Origin of the sequence: Sphingobacterium sp. UBA6320 (assembly GCF_002440335.1) — a bacterium.
GTDB lineage: Bacteria > Bacteroidota > Bacteroidia > Sphingobacteriales > Sphingobacteriaceae > Sphingobacterium.
Genome location: NZ_DJTA01000023.1, coordinates 1 through 19,589 on the forward strand (window position 1 = coordinate 1; position 19,589 = coordinate 19,589).

Below are 19,589 nucleotides of genomic sequence, written 5' to 3' on the forward strand. Positions count from 1 at the left end.
AAAACATTCCTTTTTTTTATTGGGGAAATTCCAAATTATTTAAGCAATCCCGCCCGTTTCAGTAAGGCTTCTACAGTTGGTTCTTGACCTCTAAATTGTTTATATAAGTTCATGGGATGAACTGTCCCACCTTTGGATAAAACGGTATCTTTAAATTTTGCTGCTATCTCTTTGTTAAAAATTCCATTTTGTTTAAAGTAGTCAAATGCATCAGCATCCAGTACTTCTGCCCATTTATAACTATAATATCCCGATGAATAACCGCCATCAAAAATATGTGAAAAGGAAGTGCTCATTGCATTTTCAGCAACATCAGGATAAAGCTGTGTTGATTTAAATTGCTCTTTTTCAAATTGCTTTACATCATCTATCGCTGTAGGATCTTGACCATGCCACCCCATATCTAGCATTCCAAAGCTAAGTTGACGAAGTGTAGCCATGCCTTCTAGAAAAGAGGCACTTTCGCGTATTTTTTCCACCATTGACATAGGAATTGGCACTCCAGTGTTGTAATGTTTAGCAAATAGCGTCAATGCTTCTTGCTCGTAACACCAGTTTTCCATGATCTGACTTGGCAATTCGACAAAATCCCAGAATACAGAAGTTCCAGAAAGAGTGGGATATACGGTGTCGGCTAGCATGCCATGTAAAGCGTGACCAAATTCATGAAATAGGGTAGTAACTTCATTAAAGCTCAGTAGCGAAGGCTTGGTTGCTGTAGCTGGTGTAAAATTGCACACAATGGAAACATGCGGGCGTTCGTTTTGTCCTTCTTTTTTATATTGGGGTTTAAAAGAGGTCATCCAGGCTCCATTGCGCTTGCCTTTTCTGGGAAAAAAGTCGGCATAAAAAATAGCAATAAAGTCTCCATCCTTATTCGTTACTTCAAAGGTTTGTACCGAAGGGTGATATTTATCTATGTGTTGCACTTCACTGAAATGCAATCCAAATAGTTTTTCTGCGATTTCGAATCCACCCTGTAGTACGTTTTCAAATTTGAAATAGGGTTTTAATTGCTCATCATCAAGTTGAAATTTCTTTTGTTTTAGTTTCTCAGCATAATAAGCTCCGTCCCATTTCTCCAGTTTGTCAATACTGTCCGTTTCTTTTGCAAAAGCAGCTAATTCATCAAATTCATTTTTTGCCGCTGGTTTTGCTTTAGTCAGTAAATCAGTTAAAAATTCTCTTACTTTAGCTGGATTTTGGGCCATGCGTTCTTCTAATACAAAATGAGCATGTGTTTCATATCCTAAAAGCTGTGCACGCTGGAAGCGTAGCTTACTGATTTTTAAAACAATTTCTTCATTGTTATTCTCATTATTTTGAAAACCCTTTTTTCCTGCTGCAATACTGATCGTTTGACGTAATTCACGGTTATCGGCATAAGTGACAAATGGAATGTAACTCGGATAGTCCAAAGTAAAGATCCAGCCAGATTGGTCTTTAGATTTTGCTAATCCTGCTGCTGCTTCTTTCACTCCATCGGGCAAGCCTGCTAAATCGGCTTCGTCTGTAAGATGTAATTCATAAGCATTTGTATCGGCTAGTATATGTTCGCCATATTTTAATTTGAGTAGCGATAGTTCGCTGTCAATAGCGCGTAACTGATCTTTTTTATTGTCGGCTAGTAGCGCTCCATTTCGAACAAAATCTTTATAATTTTTTTCTAAAAGCGTCATCTGTTCTGCCGTGAGGTCTAATTCTTCTTTTTGATCATAGACTTGTTTAATTCTTTTGAAAAGGTCAAAGTTAAGCGTTATATCATTACCTAACTCCGAAAGCTTAGGCGCAATATCTTGGGCTATTTGTTCCAATTGCTCATTGGTTTCTGCAGAATGCAAATTGAAAAAAATACTGGATAGACGATCCAGTGCCATTCCTGAAAATGCAAATGCTTCAATGGTGTTTTCGAAAGTAGCAGGGTCAGTTGCTTGCGCTATAGCATCGATTTCTGCCCTGGTATTGGTTATGGCGAGATCAAATGCAGGTATAAAGTCTTCGTTTTTTATTTTAGAAAATGGTGCGGTATTGTGAACCGTCTCAAAATGTTGTGTTAAGATACTCATAAAGTAAATTTAACAGAATATTTTTAACATGCGCAGAAAAATGAAAATAACGACAGCAAGATGATATAATAGTTATTTTGTTCAGTTTGACCAAAGGTGATTGGGTATTCTTTTATGGTGTATATGGTCGTTTTGGTTCAAAGTAATTCCATAATAAATGAGATATTTTTCTAGTCAATTCTTCTGCTTCATTATGTTTGGTCCAACTTTGATCCTTAATATTATTGGTCAGTACACAGAAAACATAATCACCGCTAGGTGCATTTACCAGGACAACTTCGCCTCGAGCTTCATCGACAGATCCTGTTTTTGAGGCAGTTTTAACATATGGCGGTATTTGTGATAGCGAGCGTTCGTTGTAAAAAATATTGCCCAAATAGCGATACATCTGATCTGAAGATTTTGAGCTGATAACCTTGCCTTGATAGATCATCTCCACTAAGGTTGCCATTTCTCTTGGAGTGGTTTGTCCCCAACCGTATTTTTTCCAAATGTCGTCACGTCCAACTGTACGGGAATTAACTTTAGTATTGACTAACCCTAATTTATCCATCAGTTCATTGATGACTAAACCTCCGCCTGCAAGTTGTTGATTCCAGATAGAGGTAACATTGTCACTATAACTTATCATCAATCCAACTAGGGTAGATAGATCTGTTTCGGTGCTATCTTTGAAGAATTGCATTAAGCCAGAACCGCCATATTGCTGAGATGAACGATAAGTGAATTTTTGATCGAGATTTAATTCTCCCTTTTCTATTTTGTCAAAAACCCCAACAAGTATCGGAACTTTGACAATACTGGCTGTTGGAAAGATAGAATCTGCTTGTATCAAAACTGATTTTTGCGTTTTTAGGTTTTTTACATAGATACCAATATCTCCTTGAAAGTTTTGCGTGAGTACCCTTAATTTCCGTTCTAGTTTTATGTCAATTTTTTGAGCAAATAGCGTATATGGAACTAAGCATATCGTTGATAATAGGATTAATAAAAATTTTGTTCTCATTAGATTTAAGTTGTATCTTATAAAAGTAATGATAATTAAACTATAATTAATCGAGAAAAAATATGAATCTTTTTATGTTACTACTGGGATGTAAACCATCAGACAGACATATTGAACAGCATGATATTTACTTTGGTATCGCAAAACAATTGGGTGAATTAGTTCCATCGATTGAAAATTATTGGCCAGAGGCTAAAGATGATATTCATGTTGATTCTTGGCGGAGAGTGACGAAAGTTGGGAACTATCAAATTTCCATCTCGACTGAACCTGTAGATAATAAAGAGTTGAAATTATATTTTGTCAATCTAGGGGGGTACAAGCCCAATGATATGGAAGAGTACCATTATAAAGAGCTCGTCGTCGCTCGAGCGTTAGAGGAAGCTAAAGATTTGGCGAAAAAGACGGTTTTTTTTAAGCATCATCTATCTCCACATATTGATGATAAATATGGGATCGATGTCGATGATGTCTATGAAATCGAGGAGCTGCTGCCGTCCTTCTTTAAGGAGCAATACTATGTCAGGATTGAGCAATGTCCTGCCGCTATTTCATATGAAGATGAGATAACCAATGGTTACTTCACGATGGAGATCTTGCGAGATCAATTGGAATAAATCGCACAAGCATTGTTATAAAATGTACCCTTATTTTGATCAAGTTTACTTGTAATTTTATAACAAAAAAAGAACGTGAATAATTTGAGCAATTTATCCCGTAAAAAATTCATTCAAAGTGCTGCTATAGCTGTTGCTGGCGCATCTTTACCGATGGGCACTTTAATCGCTGATCCTATGTATGCTAATCAACCGAATAACGTAAGTTCAAAACTACAATTCAAAAATATTCGTTTGGAGACAGGTTTTAAATTTGATGAGGCTGATGTGATTGCTACGACGACAGATTTATTTTATGTTGAAGTTGAACATGGGAAAATTGTAAAAATAAGTGCTAACCAACCTCATGCAGATGCTATCGATGCTCAGGGATTGTTGATGTTGCCCTCTTTTAAAGATATGCATATTCACTTAGACAAAACTTTTTATGGAGATAAGTGGCAAGCGATCAGACGTGGGGCAGGTGGAGTGAAAGGAATGATTGCTTTGGAACAAAAGATGCTCCCAGACTTATTGAAAAATTCAACATTTAAAGCAGAAAAACTGATTGAACTTTTGCAGTCAAAAGGTACGGCATTTGCACGTAGTCATGTCAATATCGAGCCGACATCTAAATTGCAATCACTTAAAAATCTGCAGATCGCTCTTGAAAATAAGCGTAAAGGCTTTGGAGCAGAATTGGTTGCTTTTCCACAACATGGCGTATACTATACAAATAGTGTTCCTTACTTAAAGGAAGCGGCTCAAATGGATATCGACTTTATAGGTGGTGTGGATCCGTTTTCCATTGATGGGCAGATTGAAAAAACAATGGATTTTACTGTTCAACTTGCCCTGGATCATCATAAAGGAATAGATATTCACTTACATGAGTCCGGAGAGTCGGGATTGAAAACGGTGGAATACTTAATCGATAAGGTCAATGAAAATCCGGTTTTAAAAGGTAAAACATTTTTAAGCCATTGTTTTGTACTGGGAAAGATCGATAAAATAAAGCAAGAAGAAGTTGCGGAAAAATTAGGGGCTGCACAAATCGGTATCGTGTCAACAATCCCATTTGGAGGTTTAATTATGCCGATTCCGACTTTATACAAGTATAACGTGACCGTTATGACTGGTAATGACAGTATTGTGGATCACTGGAATACTTTTGGAACAGGAAGTGTTTTACAGAAAGCGAATTTGATGGCTCAGCTTTATGGTTATTCTTCTGAGTTTTTGTTATCAAGAAGTTTAAAATTGGCTACTGCAGGGCTACTTCCTTTAGATGATAAAGGAATACAGCAATGGCCTAAAATAGGGGATAAAGCTGACTTTGTACTGGTTAACGCAAGTTGTTCTGCTGAAGCCGTTTCGCGTATTTCAGATATCCGCTCTCTTGTTCATAATGGAGAATTGGTTTACTAAGCGTAACAAATTAGGTTATATTGCTATTTTCATATTTTAATTTTTCCAATAAAAATACAATGAACTTTAATTCATTCTCCACCATATTTAGTAAATTGAATTGCTAAATTTGAGGAGAATGGATAACCAACGCGATTATTTTCCTGTTTTGAATATTCAAGAGTTTACTGAAGCACCTTCGGAGCTTAGTAATTTACTATTTCATGAGCTACGTGGCTCACGTCAGATCTTAGAACCTCATAAACATGATTTCTTCATTATTTTGTTATTTGAGCAAGGGAGTGGATCGCATACCATTGACTTTAAAAGTTATACAGTTGAACAGCAACAGGTACATTTACTTTTTCCTGGTCAAGTGCATCAATGGCAATTTCAAGAGGGGACTGTTTGCTATCAATTGATGATCAATCGCGAATGGTTCGAGCTCTTTTTGCCAGATCTTCGTTTTTCTTCTTTATATTATCAACAACATCCTGTTTTTCAGATTTCAGATTCATTGTACAAGGCATTACGATATGAATTTCTTGCGATTGCACAGGAATTGAAAGATAACACTGTTCTTTGGGAAATTATTCAGACACGGAGTAAATTAATAGGCCTATTGCTGCGTAAAACTTTTGAGCTCACGTTCAATGATTTTGAAAAATACCATTCAAATCCTATTATTTCAAAATTTGTACAGCTTATCGACCTGCACTTTAAATCAGATCGGTCTGTTTCTTTTTATGCTGAAAAGCTTCATATCTCGGCTAATTATCTCAACATAGTCTGTAAAAAAGGATTTAATATAGCAGCTTCAACGTTGATACATGATCGTATCTTGTTGGAGGCAAAGCGCTTACTTAAGATTTCTGATCGAAGTGTGAAAGATATTGTTTACGAATTAGGTTTTTATGATCACGCTAGTTTTTCTAAGTTTTTTAAAAATCAGACCGGTATGACTCCTTCTCAATTTAAAGAACAAGGATAATTTGAACAACAGGTAGCATGATCTGTACATAGGTGGTCCAATCCATGATTTTTATATTTGTTATATAATCATGGATCATATGCTATCATCTCATCAATTACTTGCCAAAGGGCATTATACACTCAAAAATGTTCGTTTAGAGACTGGATTCGAATATGAAAATGAAGAAGTTATGGGTACCCTTACTGATTTATTTTGTATTGAAATTGCTAATGGAAAAATAAACGCGATTAGAGCCCACGATCCGAATGAGGACGCTATTGATATGGATGGAAAGCTGATGTTGCCAGCGTTCAAAGATATGCATGTTCATATCGACAAAACCTTATTTGGCCTACCTTGGCAAGCCCTATCTCCGAAAAGAAAAACGGTTGCTGATATGATTGCGTATGAGCAGCAGATCATCCCCGAATTATTGAAAACTTCGACACTACGTGCAGAGCAACTGATTGGTTTGCTGCAAGGCTATGGAACAACCTATGCGAGGACTCATTTCAATGTAGATCCTACATCTGGACTTCAGTCTTTTGAACATCTTTTGAGGGCATTGGAACATAAACAAGAATCATTTGAAGCAGAGCTTGTTGCTTTTCCGCAGCATGGTTTGTATTATACAGATTCGGTTCCTTTGATGAAAGAAGTGGCAAAGTATGATCAGGTTGATTTTATTGGAGGATTGGATCCCTACAGTATTGATGGAAGTGTCGAAAAACCATTAGAATTTACGGTCCAATTGGCTTTAGATCATAATAAAGGAATTGATATCCATTTGCACGAAGCAGGTCCCTCAGGAATACAAGCGATACAATACCTTATTGATAAAGCTATTGAAAATCCACAATTGCAAGGAAAAACATTTATTAGCCATGCTTTCGCATTAGCTCATCTGGATGCAAATGAAGTAGAAGAGATCGCAGAAAAATTGGCTTTTGCGCAAGTTGGTATTGCTTCTTCTGTACCTTTTAAAGGAAGGCCCATGCCTATTCCTGCATTAAGAAAATGTGGTGTTGATGTGTTAATCGGAAATGACAATGTACAAGATTACTGGAGTACATTTGGTACTGGAAATATGTTACAGAAAGCAAATCTTATAGCCCAATTGTATGGCTATGTGACAGAATTTCAGCTTTCTAGGACGTTGCAGTTTGCTACCCAGCAGATATTACCGTTGGATGATGAAGGAAAACAACAATGGCCACGTATCCATGATGATGCCCAGCTTGTCTTTGTAAATGCGACCTGCTCTGCTGAAGCAGTGTCTAGGATGTCTGCTGTACACGCATTTATGCACAATGGAAATCTTTTTGTGACACATTAAAGCTTGTCAAGGTACTATAGGAGCGGGGATGATCTTTATTTATAGGCAGTACTGATCAATTAAATTGATGTAATAGATGAAATTACAAAAAATTAACATGCAATTGTTCATTCTAAAATATAATTGACGTATTTTTGCAAATCCTAAAATCAATATGGTTTGGTTGGAATAGGGAAAAATAAATATTATGAAAAGAATAGGTGAATCCAAAAAGATTTTTGGTATTACAAAAAATGAAGATTTAGCAACGTTAAAAAAGATATATCGTGACTTAATCAAAGCTTGGCATCCGGATAAATTTCAAGATGAAGTGCAAAAAGAGGAGGCTGAGTTAAAGAGTACAGAAATTATTGAGGCTTACCACTTCTTAGTTAGTATTGCTCCTGAAACACACGAAGCCAATTTAGAAGAGTATAACAATACGATCAATAACTTTTTTATTGAGGATTTTGAATTTAAAGGTCAGACCTTAAGAGTTACATTTCAGGATAAAAGTACATATGAGTATTTTGGTGTTCCAAAAACTGTGTACACAAAGTTTCTTAATGCTGAGTCTCGTCCAAGATTTGGTAGAAGACAAATTTTCAACTCATACACATTCCGCAAAAGTGCGAATGCAATGGGAGCATAATTTAATTGCTTATCATAAAAATAGCCTTATTGATAAAACAATAAGGCTATTTTTATGCAGTTTTATTTAATTACGCTTCCGATATTGCATTGATAATATCATATTGCGTGATGATATTGATTTTGCCAAACTCATCCTCTACTAATACAGCTTGTGTATCCTTATTGATCAGTGCTGATATTTTATCAATCGATGTTTTTAAGTCAACAAATGGAAACGGTTTTGTCATAACATCTTGCACGGAAGATGATTTGAGAGCAGGATTTTCCAATAATGCACTTAAAATATCCGACTCTGTTATTTTACCAACAACCATACCTTGTTGCGTGACAGGGATCTGAGAAATATTGAGCGTTTTCATGAAATTGAATGCTTCGAATACGGTTTGTTGAACATCTGCAGTAACAATGGCCTGTTCGCTTCTTCTTTTTAAAATACTTTTTGCATTTAGTTTCTCGTCTTCTAAGAATCCACGTTCTCTCAACCAATCTTCATTATACATTTTGCCCATATATCGAGATCCGTGATCGTGAAAGATGACGACAACGAGATCGTCTTCTTTTAAACTGTCTTTTAGTTGAATAAGTCCTGCTAATGCTGATCCTGCAGAATTACCGGCAAAGATACCTTCCTTACGCGCTAATTCTCTTGTCATCAATGCCGCGTCTTTATCGGTAACTTTTTCAAAAAGATCTATTACACTAAAATCAACATTTTCTGGGAGAAAATCTTCACCTATACCTTCCGTTATATAGGGGTATATTTCATTTTTATCGAAAATACCGGTTTCTTTATATTTTTTGAATACAGAACCATAGGTGTCAATGCCCCATATTTTAATATTTGGGTTTTGTTCTTTTAGGTATCGAGCTGCACCTGAAATAGTGCCGCCAGTACCGACACCAACAACCAAATGAGTGATTTTTCCTTCTGTCTGTTCCCATATTTCGGGACCAGTTTGTTCGTAATGTGCTTGTGCATTAGAAGGATTATCGTATTGATTAGCTTTCCAGCTATTAGGGACTTCGCGTTCTAAGCGGCTTGATACCGAATAATAGGACCGTGGGTCTTCGGGATCGACATTTGTAGGACATACGATCACTTCGGCACCAAAAGCGCGTAAAGCATCGACCTTCTCTTTAGATTGTTTATCTGTAGTGGTAAAAATACATTTATAGCCTTTGACAACTGCTGCCATGGCCAATCCCATACCCGTGTTTCCTGAAGTTCCTTCAATGATTGTTCCTCCTGGTTTCAATAAACCCGCCTGCTCTGCATCTTCAATCATTTTGAGTGCCATCCTATCTTTGATCGAGTTGCCTGGGTTGGTGGTCTCGATCTTGGCTAGAATAGTTCCTTTGAGATCTTTGGTTATTTTGTTTAGTTTAACAAGAGGGGTGTTGCCTATTGTTTCTAAAATGTTATTATACCACATAAATTTACTGTTTGTTTGTACAAAAATACCAAAAATAGTCTGTTTCTTAGAATTTCAAATGTTTCACAGTCAACCCATTATTTTTAAGTTGTTTAAGTGCGTCTATTCCAATACTGATATGCGCATCCACATACTTAGCTGTGACACTCACATCACTATTAGCTGTTTTTACACCTTCAGGAATCATCGGTTGATCGGAAACTAGTAATAATGCACCTGTGGGAATCTTGTTAGCAAATCCGACACTGAAAATAGTTGCCGTTTCCATATCCACAGCCATAGCACGTATTGCCTTTAGATATTTTTTAAAGTCTTTATCGTGTTCCCATACTCTTCTATTGGTCGTGTATACTGTACCTGTCCAATAATCACGGGAATGATCACGAATAGTCGTTGAGATTGCTTTTTGTAAAGCAAAGGATGGCAATGACGGTACTTCTGCGGGGAAATAATCGTTTGATGTACCTTCACCTCTGATGGCTGCAATCGGCAAGATGAGTTCTCCAACACCGATTTTCTTTTTCAATCCGCCAGTTTTTCCTAAAAATAGGACTGCCTTTGGTGAGATCGCTGATAATAGATCCATTACAGTTGCCGCCATGGGGCTTCCCATACCAAAATTTATAATTGTAATACCACCTGCTGTCACACTCTGCATTGGTTTATCTTCTCCATAGATTGGCGCATCGTCATGCATCTCTGAAAAAATAGTGACATATTTTGAAAAATTGGTTAATAAGATATAATCTCCAAATTCTTCCAGTGGTCTTCCAGTGTAGCGTGGCAACCAGTTGTGAACGATTTCTTCTTTAGATTTTAAACCAGGTGTGATAGGGGTATCAACATTTTTTTTACTTTTTGCCATAATTCATCTATTTAATAATTTAACCTCAATTGAAGGAAGAGCGGTCTGAATAATTCATATGGTTAAAAAAAATCCCTCGCGATTAGCGAGGGATTTTTTTAAGCGACTTGCAATTTTTTGATGTCCGACTTTTCAAATTTTTTCATGGCATATTCTAAGGTGATATGCAATTCTTTTTGATTGGTCTTTTCCTTTGAAGTAGGAATTTCAAACATTGCGTCGAGCATAATAGCCTCGCATATACTTCTTAAACCACGAGCTCCAAGTTTAAACTCATCTGCTTTATCTACAATAAAGTTGTAAACTTCAGCATCAAATATTAATTCAATTCCTTCGTATTCAAATAATTTTCTGTACTGTTTGATTAACGCATTTTTAGGTACAGTCAAGATACTCAATAGTGTCTCTTTGTCCAATGGATTTAAATACGTTAATACAGGTAATCTTCCAATTAATTCTGGAATTAATCCAAAACTTTTCAAATCCTGAGGGGTGATGTATTTATATAGATTTTTTAAATCAATCTCTGCATCATCCTCATTCATGCGATAACCCACTGTCTGTGTTCGTAGGCGATTGGCGATTTTCTTTTGAATACCGTCAAATGCACCACCACAAATAAATAAAATATTGCTCGTGTTGACAGCAATCATTTTTTGATCAGGGTGTTTACGTCCACCTTGAGGCGGAACATTAACAACTGTTCCTTCTAAGATTTTCAATAACGCTTGTTGTACACCTTCTCCAGAAACATCTCTAGTGATCGACGGATTATCACTTTTGCGTGCAACTTTATCGATCTCATCAATATAAATGATTCCACGTTCAGCAGCAGCAACATCATAATCAGCAGCTTGGAGTAAACGGGTCAAAATACTTTCCACATCCTCACCTACATAACCAGCTTCTGTCAAAACTGTCGCATCCACGATGCTGAAAGGCACATTTAAAATTTTAGCGACCGTTTTAGCCAATAAAGTTTTACCCGTTCCCGTTTCACCTACAACAATCAAATTTGATTTTTCAATTTCGATTTCATCTTTATCAACTTTTTGATTTAACCGTTTGTAGTGATTGTACACCGCAACAGAGATCACTTTTTTAGCGTCGTCCTGTCCGATCACATACTGATCTAAGTGTTCTTTTATTTCTAACGGACGAATTAACTTTAACGCAGTTTGTAATGTTTTACTCTTGCGCTGTTTCAATTCTTCTGCTAGAATTTCGCCAGCTTGGTTGATACAACGATCACAGATGTGAGCGCCATCTCCGGCGATAAGCATTTGGGCATCATTTTTACTCATCCCGCAGAATGAACAATGAACACCACTGTTATTATTTTTAGCCATTACTATTTAATAATCTCCTTTTTAGGAAGTAAAATCTCATCAATCATTCCAAAGTCTTTTGCTTCAGAAGCTTTCATCCAATAATCGCGGTCAGAAGATCTTTCTACCCATTCATAAGTCTGTCCAGAGTGATCAGCAATGATGGTGTAAAGCTCTTCTTTTAATTTCATCATTTCACGTAGATTGATTTCCATATCTGAAGCAACACCCTGAGCTCCGCCTGAAGGTTGGTGGATCATGACACGTGAGTGTCTCAATGCAGCGCGCTTTCCTTTTGCACCAGCAACTAATAATACAGCACCCATAGAAGCAGCAATTCCTGTACAGATTGTCGCTACATCTGGTGCAATATATTGCATCGTATCATAAATCCCTAAACCAGCGTATACACTACCACCTGGTGAATTGATGTAGATCTGAATATCACGTTGTGCATCTGTTGATTGTAAAAACAACAATTGTGCCTGAATGATATTTGCTACTTGATCGTTAATACCATCACCTAAGAAAATAATACGATCCATCATCAAACGTGAGAACACATCCATTTGAGCTACATTTAATTGACGCTCTTCTACAATGTATGGAGTCAAATTTGTAGGTGTATTTACTTGTGCGCGTGCTATAAAACCATCAACATGTTGACTTCCAATTCTATGATGCTTAATGGCATATTTTCTGAATTCGTTTTTATCTATATTCATATTCTTTGTGATTCAAATTTATAAGACTAATATAAAACTATATTTTAAATAATAAATACTCTGCACGATTTGTTTTACATCTGAGTTACAATTCTATTAAAAGTTGATCGTAACTAGGGAGCTCTTGTATAAATAGGAATGAGCTATTTTGAAAATCAATCTTACAATAGTAATGCTCTAATCCATTGCTTACTAATAGTAACGGAATTTTATGGATAGAATTGTAATTGGCGATCTGTTCGAAGGTCGCTTGTGTAATTTTAATGTGTGGAGCTTTAAATTCCGCTAAAACTATTTTTTCACCTCGATTATTGTAGATCAATAGATCACTCCGTTTTTGAAGATCATTTAATTTTAAACCACCTTCAATTTTCATCAAGGATTTAGGATACTTTTTATTAAGGTGAAGATAATGAATCCAATGTTGACGCACCCATTCCTCAGGTGTTAAAACAAGTTTCTTTTTCCGCAGGTCATCAAAAATGAAAATCGTTTCATTTTCTTTAGTCAACTTCGCTGGATATGGCGGTAAATTTAACGGAATGGGGTTAAACATATGGCAAATATACTAATTTTTGTTTTACACCTAATAACGTTAAAAGCGGATTCCACATGACAAATTTTACTGTTCATCAATTTAGTTGTAATTTAGGGGCATCATGAATATCAGCCCTATTTTAACAGACATTAAAAAACGTAAATTTCAACCTGTGTACCTACTACACGGTGAGGAAAGTTATTTTATTGATGTCATCAGTGATGCTTTGGAGCATACTGTTCTTAATGATGCTCAAAAAGGTTTTGATCAAACCGTATTATATGGAAAAGATACTGATTTTTCAACTATTGTTAGTGCAGCTAAGCGCTATCCCATGATGAGTGACCATCAACTGATCATTATTAAAGAGGCGCAGGATCTGAAATGGAAAGATGACGAACTTTTGCTGAAGTATGTAGAACAGTGTACAGCATCTACTGTATTGGTATTTGATTATAAATATGGGAAGTTTGATAAACGTAAAAAACTGTATAAGGCCATTGAAAAAAAAGGTCTTGTTGTTGAATCTAATAAACTTTATGATGATAAGGTAGCCAGTTGGGTTATTTCCTTTATCAAAGAACAGGGATGGAATATCCACCCCCAAGCTGCCGCATTGCTTTCGGAATATTTAGGTACAGAACTTTCTAAAATTGTCAATGAGTTAAATAAACTGATGCTCAATGTCCCGAAAGAAAGGGAGATCGTTGTTTCTGATATTGAACAAAATATTGGTATTTCTAAAGATTTTAATGTCTTTGAACTGAATACTGCCTTAGCCAAAAGAAACGCATTCAAGGCTTATCAAATTGTTGATTATTTCGCAGCAAACCCTAAAAGCAATCCATTGGTTTTAGTCCTGGGTACTATTGCAGGGTATTTTACTAAGATATTAAAGTATCATTATATTGTTGACAAAAGTACAGCAGCAAAGGAGCTTGGGGTGCATCCATTTTTTCTGAAAGAATATGAACTTGCTGCCCGCAACTATAATCGTAGGAAAACATTTGCCATTATTGCAGCTTTGAAAGATGCTGATCTAAAATCTAAGGGAATGAATATCGGAAGTAATACGAATACTAAGGATATACTGACGGAATTGATATTTACAATACTTAACTAACATAATCACTTCTTTCGAAAGAGAGAAAAATATAAAGATTAACTGTAAAAAAGCCTATCTCAATTATTTTGAGATAGGTTTTTTTTGTTATTATGGCAGTGTTAAGTGTGTTTAGTGTCCTTGTTTTCAGTTATTTGCATCTAATGTTATCTTTTTGTAATATTTAAATTAAACGCTTGTTTAAATTAAACACTTGTTTAAATTTGCACACGGTTTAAAAAAAAGAAAAAATGGATTTTAGTGAGAAACAGTTAGAGATATTGCATGTAGCAGAAAAGCTTTTTTCAATAAATGGTTTTGATGGTACCTCTGTCCGTGATATTGCACATGAAGCTCAGGTTAATGTTGCTATGATCAATTATTACTTTGGATCTAAAGACAAATTGCTAGATGATCTTTTTGATTACCGGGTTGAAAAATTCAAAATGGATGAAAGTATTTTGCAGTTGACGATTCCTGTCATGGAGATATTGGATGAAATGGTGAGCTCATATATTAAATATATGAATTCCAGTTTAGCGATTTATCAGATCATTGCGATAGAAGCGGGCGTAAAGAAAAGACTGATGCTTTCTGATTCTTACAAGAATTTGAAGGTTCATAATTTACATGTTATCTCGAGTATTATTCAAAAAGGCGTGGATACAGGTGAGTTTCGTTCAGGTAATGATCCTATCCTGATACATGCAACGATGATGGGTACTTTTATGAATTTCCAGATGAATCGATCATTTTTAAAATCAGAATTAAATATTACTACAGATGAGGAGTATAGTGAATATATGGAATCTACTTTAGTAACGCATTTACAAAGAACGATTAAAGCTTTATTAACATATGAATACTAAAATAGGAAAGTTTACACTTTTACTTTTCTGTCTACAAGGCGTAGCATTTGCACAGCAAAGTACTCCCCTTACTTTGCAAGAGGTTATTCATCTTGCGCAGACACAAAGTTTAGAAGCAAAAGCTTCAGAAACAAAAATCACAGGTAAAAAATTGGAATTTGAGGCTTCAAAGAATACCTTACTTCCAGACGCTAAGTTAAGTGGACAATACTTAGCGATGACTTCTCCGGATGTCAAATTCCAGATTCCGATGTCGTCGTCTTCAGATCCCATGAGTATTAAGGCAAATCAACTGTTACTTGGTCAAGCTTCGGTCAGTATGCCGATCTATACAGGGGGTAAGATCAAAAATAGTATTGCAGCGGCTAGCAATGCTGTCAAAGCCGAGGAGTTTTCTGCACTAGCCTTGAAGGATCAATTGGCTGAGCAGGGCATCAATTTGTATATCAACTTATATAAGGCGCAGCAAACAGCACTTTTGATGGAAGAAAATATCAAAAGATCTGAACAGCGTGTTGCCGATTTTAAGGCAATGGAAGCAAATGGTATTATTCCGCGCAATGATCTTTTAAAAGCGGAATTGCAATTGTCGAATTACAAAGTTGCTTTGCAGGAAGCGCAAAAGAACGCTACTGTTTTAAATTATCAGTTGGTTAATTTCTTGAAATTGGATGAAGCAACCAAAGTCCCTGCTATCAATTTGGATGAAGCACCAATAATAGCAGATATTTCAGACGCCACTACCGCATTAACCAATAGAAATGAATTGAAAGCGCTTCAAGCACAACATGATATTGCTTTGAATAGAGTAAATATTGAAAAATCGAATGCTTTACCAAAAATTGCTTTGACAGGCGGGTATGCTGCATTGGATGTGCATAATTTGATTACTGTTAAAAATGCTGTGAATGTTGGGGTTGGAATATCTTATGATATCGGATCACTTTATAAAAATAAGAAAAATGTCAACATTGCGCGCAATCAAGTAAATCAAGTGGATGAAAATGTTGTGATGATGAACGATAAAATTAGAGTCCAAGTACAGCAAGCAAATGAAAATTATCACTTAACAATCTCTCAAAATCAGTTATATACAGAAGCCGTCAATCAAGCAAATGAAAACTATCGGATCGTAAAAGATAAATACGATAATGGGGTCGCGGATACCGATGATCTGCTTGAAGCCGATGTACAGCAATTACAATCAAAAATCAATTTAGCCATTTCAAAGGCTAATACGGTTGAAAAGTATTATGATTTGCTTTTAGTAAATGGTCAATTAACAACAAAATAATTATAAATATCAATGGAAAATCAAGAAGAAAAGAAACCATCAAATAAGAAATTTGTCTTCATTCTTATTGCTCTTATCTTAGTTGGAGGAGGGTATGGAGGTTATAAATACATACATAGTCAATCGCATGAGACTACTGATGATGCACAGGTGGATAAGAATATGAATCCGATTATCCCAAAAGTAGGGGGATATATTGCTCAGGTCTATGTGAAAGATAATGATATTGTGAAAAAAGGTGATACTTTATTTACAATAGATACCCAAGATTATTTAATTAAAGTAAAGGAGGCCGAAGCAGCTTTGTTAGGTGCAGAAGGTTCGCTTGAGGTATCAAAAGCAGATGTAAACGCTACTTCTGCAAATGTTGCAATCTCTGATGCCACAGTTCGCTCTAATATGGGTAGTATTGATGTTGCTCAAATTCGTGCAGAACAAGCTCGAAATGATTTCAACCGATATTCAAACTTGTACAACAATCACTCGATCACAAAACAGCAATATGAACAAGCGCTAACAACTAAGTTGGAAGCGGAGAAGCAGGTGGAGATTTTGAAGCAGCAACGTAATGCTTCTAATTCGCAGCGTGAAGCGGTACTTAGTAAAACAAATGTCGCAAGTAAACAAACTGCCGTAGCACAAGCAAATATAGATCGTGCGAGGGCTGCTGTTGATGCCGCTAAGTTGAATCTTTCTTATACGGTCGTAACAGCTTCTGCAGATGGTCAGATTTCCAATGTTAAAATTAGACCAGGACAAATGGTTAATCCGGGTGCTGCTTTATTTTACATCGTCGATAATCATGAAACTTGGGTCGTTGCTAATTTTAAGGAAACACAAATGAATGATATTCGAATTGGGCAAAAAGTATCAGTCATCGTTGATGCCTATCCCAATATTGAATTTGAGGGTGAAGTCAATTCATTTTCACCAGCAACAGGTTCTCGGTTTTCGTTGTTACCTCCAGATAATGCAACGGGCAATTTCGTAAAAACAGTACAACGTTTACCTGTGAAAATATTACTTACAAAAGCTAACACCGCAGATCATATTGCTTTATTGCGTCCAGGGATGAATGCAGATGTTGACGTTCATTTAAAATAAAATTATGACAGCTACACTTGATCAAGATAGCCTCATTGAATATGGGTATCGACGTGTAATCATTACCATTATAGCCGTTTTATGTGCTTTATTGGAGATTGTAGATACTACGATTGTCAATGTTGCTCTCAATGATATGAAAGGAACATTAGGAGCCACATTGACGGATATCGCTTGGGTGATAACGGCATATGCGATCGCAAATGTTATCGTGATTCCCATGACAAGTTGGCTATCGCAACAGTTTGGTCGCAAAAATTATTTTGCTGCTTCCATTATTATTTTTACGGTTGCTTCTTTTTTATGTGGTAACTCGACTAATATTTGGGAACTTGTATTTTTTAGATTTATACAAGGTATGGGTGGAGGAGCTTTGTTAGTCACCGCTCAGACTATTATTACAGAAAGTTATCCGCCGGCTAAAAGGAGTATGGCACAAGCTATTTACGGGATGGGAGTTATCGTGGGACCCACTTTAGGTCCACCGCTAGGTGGTTACATCGTAGATCATTTTTCTTGGCCTTATATTTTCTACATCAATGTACCTTTAGGTATTATTGCTGTTCTTTTAACGCTTTCATTTGTTAAGAGTCCAAAATATGGAGAAAAACAGGCAGCTAAAGATGTTGATTGGTGGGGTATGATTTTCCTTATCATGTTTATCGGTTCGCTACAATATGTGCTTGAACATGGACAGCAGGATGATTGGTTTTCTAATAGGACTATCGTTGTCTTATCCATTACTTCTGTTTTGGGATTGCTCTTTTTCGTGTGGCGGGAGTTGACTTATGACAGGCCTATTGTTAATCTCCAGGTTTTAAAGGATAAAAACTTGCAAGTGGGTGTCGTAATGAGTTTCATTTTGGGCTTTGGCTTATTTGGATCGACGTTTGTGATTCCCATTTACACCCAATCGATTTTAGGTTGGACGGCTACGGATGCAGGATTACTCCTGATCCCAAGCTCCCTCATGACGGGGTTTATGATGCCTTTCATAGGGAAGATGATTCAAAATGGTGTTCCCCAGAAATACATGGTGGCCCTAGGACTTTGTGTTTTCTTTGGTTTTTCATTCGTAATGTACAGTCGCTTGACCAATGATACAGGTGCTGAACATATGTTTTGGCCTTTGATCTTTAGAGGAGTGGGGCTCGGTTTATTATTCGTGCCCGTGATGACTTTATCACTATCGACCCTATCAGGGAAAAGTATTGGTGAAGGTGCTGCTTTTACAGGTATGATGCGCCAGTTGGGTGGTTCATTTGGTATTGCATTGATTACTACTTTTATCTCCAGGTTTACACAAAGTCACCGCGTCAATCTAATTGCACATCTTGATCCAACTAATTTTGAAGTGCAACAAAGAATCAATCAGCTACAGGCCAGTTTTGTGGCAAAAGGATTCACTCCTAATGAAGCTTTGGCAAAGGCATACCAATTACTAGAGGGGTCGGTGATGAAACAAGCAACAGTCTTATCTTATATGGATGTATTTTTGTATATCGGATTATTATTTATAGTCTGTGTGCCCTTTGTATTGATGATCAAACAAGGTAAAAATAAGGTCGATACTTCAAGTTTACACTAAAGTCATTGCAAACTTTTCATATAAGCAGCAGTAATGTAGATTACTGCTGCTTTTTTATGCTTGTTAATGCAGATTAATGGTGATCGCTTACAGAGCGAAATACGAATAAACGTCATCGGAAAACCTTGTTTCGAAAATATTTCACAGTTGTATTTAAAAAAACGGATGTAACAATTCCTGATGTTATTTGTTGTTATTGTAAAACTTGTTATCAACTTTGCCAGGTTTATCAGCAGTTGCTATCAGGACAAACTAATGGAAGATTTATGAAATTATTACTTATTCTTTTTACCGCTTTTTTCACTGCTCTACTAGGCACAAAATTAGTATATGGTGTTTGGGATTTTTTGTTTGCCGGAAACCTGGGTATGGCTGTTTTCATCATTTTTACAGGTCTTTCACATTTCAGATTCCAAAAGGGTATGGTGATGATGATCCCTGAATTTATTCCAGCAAAACTTTTTTTTGTATATCTAACTGGTGTACTCGAAATTGCTGCAGGTGTAGGTTTGATGATACCGTCATTAAGAGCTACAACAGCCATATTGTTAATCATCTTTTTTATTGTAGTTTTTATAGCTAATGTGAACTCTTCAAAAAAAATGATCAATATTTTTAAAGCCGACTACACAGGGCCAGGTATGAATTACCTGTATGCTCAAAGGCTTCCGATGCAACTTATTTTAATTGCATGGACTTGGTATTTCGGACTTTATTTAAAATAAT

18 protein-coding genes are annotated in these 19,589 nt (G+C 36.2%); 11 read left to right on the plus strand and 7 right to left on the minus strand.

The window, feature by feature from the left end; translation table 11 throughout:
- Window positions 1-35: 35 nt before the first annotated feature.
- Both B3P23_RS15355 and B3P23_RS15360 read right to left on the minus strand, forming a co-directional pair.
- On the minus strand, window positions 36-2,066 hold the full coding sequence (locus tag B3P23_RS15355) for a M3 family metallopeptidase (protein ID WP_293927737.1): 2,031 nt from the start codon (window positions 2,064-2,066) through the stop codon (window positions 36-38).
- Window positions 2,067-2,178: 112 nt separating this feature from the next.
- A complete protein-coding gene (locus tag B3P23_RS15360; protein WP_045753886.1) occupies window positions 2,179-3,072 on the minus strand; it encodes a serine hydrolase in 894 nt (297 codons plus the stop codon).
- Between the two features lie 62 nt (window positions 3,073-3,134).
- Here B3P23_RS15360 and B3P23_RS15365 point away from each other — a divergent pair, with 62 nt between their 5' ends.
- The 5 genes from B3P23_RS15365 to B3P23_RS15385 all read left to right on the plus strand — a co-directional run bounded on the left by B3P23_RS15365 (window position 3,135) and on the right by B3P23_RS15385 (window position 8,015).
- A complete protein-coding gene (locus B3P23_RS15365; protein WP_045753887.1) occupies window positions 3,135-3,689 on the plus strand; it encodes a DUF1543 domain-containing protein in 555 nt (184 codons plus the stop codon).
- A gap of 75 nt (window positions 3,690-3,764) precedes the next feature.
- Window positions 3,765-5,096, plus strand: a complete 1,332-nt coding sequence (locus B3P23_RS15370; protein ID WP_293927742.1) for an amidohydrolase — start codon at window positions 3,765-3,767, stop codon at window positions 5,094-5,096.
- A 118-nt stretch (window positions 5,097-5,214) separates the two neighbouring features.
- Complete coding sequence (locus B3P23_RS15375; protein ID WP_293927745.1) at window positions 5,215-6,066, plus strand: helix-turn-helix domain-containing protein; 852 nt, start codon at window positions 5,215-5,217, stop codon at window positions 6,064-6,066.
- Between the two features lie 70 nt (window positions 6,067-6,136).
- On the plus strand, window positions 6,137-7,384 hold the full coding sequence (locus tag B3P23_RS15380; RefSeq protein ID WP_293927748.1) for an amidohydrolase: 1,248 nt from the start codon (window positions 6,137-6,139) through the stop codon (window positions 7,382-7,384).
- 187 nt (window positions 7,385-7,571) lie between these two features.
- The gene (locus tag B3P23_RS15385) at window positions 7,572-8,015 is read left to right on the plus strand and encodes a KTSC domain-containing protein (protein WP_045753889.1); all 444 of its coding nucleotides are present in this window, start codon (window positions 7,572-7,574) and stop codon (window positions 8,013-8,015) included.
- 70 nt (window positions 8,016-8,085) lie between these two features.
- Here B3P23_RS15385 and B3P23_RS15390 read toward each other — a convergent pair whose 3' ends face one another.
- The 5 genes from B3P23_RS15390 to B3P23_RS15410 form a co-directional block, all read right to left on the minus strand.
- Window positions 8,086-9,450: a pyridoxal-phosphate dependent enzyme gene (locus tag B3P23_RS15390; RefSeq protein WP_293927751.1), complete on the minus strand. Its 1,365-nt coding sequence runs from the start codon at window positions 9,448-9,450 to the stop codon at window positions 8,086-8,088.
- Between the two features lie 46 nt (window positions 9,451-9,496).
- On the minus strand, window positions 9,497-10,315 hold the full coding sequence (locus B3P23_RS15395) for an AMP nucleosidase (RefSeq protein ID WP_045753891.1): 819 nt from the start codon (window positions 10,313-10,315) through the stop codon (window positions 9,497-9,499).
- Between the two features lie 98 nt (window positions 10,316-10,413).
- Complete coding sequence (gene clpX / locus B3P23_RS15400; protein ID WP_045753892.1) at window positions 10,414-11,664, minus strand: ATP-dependent Clp protease ATP-binding subunit ClpX; 1,251 nt, start codon at window positions 11,662-11,664, stop codon at window positions 10,414-10,416.
- A 2-nt stretch (window positions 11,665-11,666) separates the two neighbouring features.
- The gene (locus B3P23_RS15405) at window positions 11,667-12,368 is read right to left on the minus strand and encodes an ATP-dependent Clp protease proteolytic subunit (RefSeq protein WP_045753893.1); all 702 of its coding nucleotides are present in this window, start codon (window positions 12,366-12,368) and stop codon (window positions 11,667-11,669) included.
- 85 nt (window positions 12,369-12,453) lie between these two features.
- Window positions 12,454-12,924 (minus strand): type I restriction enzyme HsdR N-terminal domain-containing protein, encoded by a 471-nt coding sequence (locus tag B3P23_RS15410; RefSeq protein WP_293927757.1) that lies wholly within the window; start codon window positions 12,922-12,924, stop codon window positions 12,454-12,456.
- 103 nt (window positions 12,925-13,027) lie between these two features.
- On the opposite strand from B3P23_RS15410, the gene holA reads away from it, so the two are divergent.
- The 6 genes from holA to B3P23_RS15440 all read left to right on the plus strand — a co-directional run bounded on the left by holA (window position 13,028) and on the right by B3P23_RS15440 (window position 19,588).
- The gene (holA, locus tag B3P23_RS15415) at window positions 13,028-14,029 is read left to right on the plus strand and encodes a DNA polymerase III subunit delta (RefSeq protein ID WP_045753895.1); all 1,002 of its coding nucleotides are present in this window, start codon (window positions 13,028-13,030) and stop codon (window positions 14,027-14,029) included.
- Between the two features lie 230 nt (window positions 14,030-14,259).
- On the plus strand, window positions 14,260-14,877 hold the full coding sequence (locus B3P23_RS15420) for a TetR family transcriptional regulator (RefSeq protein ID WP_045753896.1): 618 nt from the start codon (window positions 14,260-14,262) through the stop codon (window positions 14,875-14,877).
- Window positions 14,867-16,171: a TolC family protein gene (locus B3P23_RS15425; RefSeq protein WP_293927761.1), complete on the plus strand. Its 1,305-nt coding sequence runs from the start codon at window positions 14,867-14,869 to the stop codon at window positions 16,169-16,171. The genes B3P23_RS15420 and B3P23_RS15425 overlap by 11 nt, the downstream gene beginning before the upstream one ends.
- A gap of 12 nt (window positions 16,172-16,183) precedes the next feature.
- The gene (locus B3P23_RS15430) at window positions 16,184-17,275 is read left to right on the plus strand and encodes an HlyD family secretion protein (protein ID WP_293927763.1); all 1,092 of its coding nucleotides are present in this window, start codon (window positions 16,184-16,186) and stop codon (window positions 17,273-17,275) included.
- A 4-nt stretch (window positions 17,276-17,279) separates the two neighbouring features.
- Entirely contained in the window at window positions 17,280-18,863 is a 1,584-nt protein-coding gene (locus B3P23_RS15435) for a DHA2 family efflux MFS transporter permease subunit (RefSeq protein ID WP_293927765.1), read from the plus strand.
- 266 nt (window positions 18,864-19,129) lie between these two features.
- A complete protein-coding gene (locus B3P23_RS15440; RefSeq protein ID WP_045753900.1) occupies window positions 19,130-19,588 on the plus strand; it encodes a DoxX family protein in 459 nt (152 codons plus the stop codon).
- Window position 19,589: the final 1 nt, after the last annotated feature.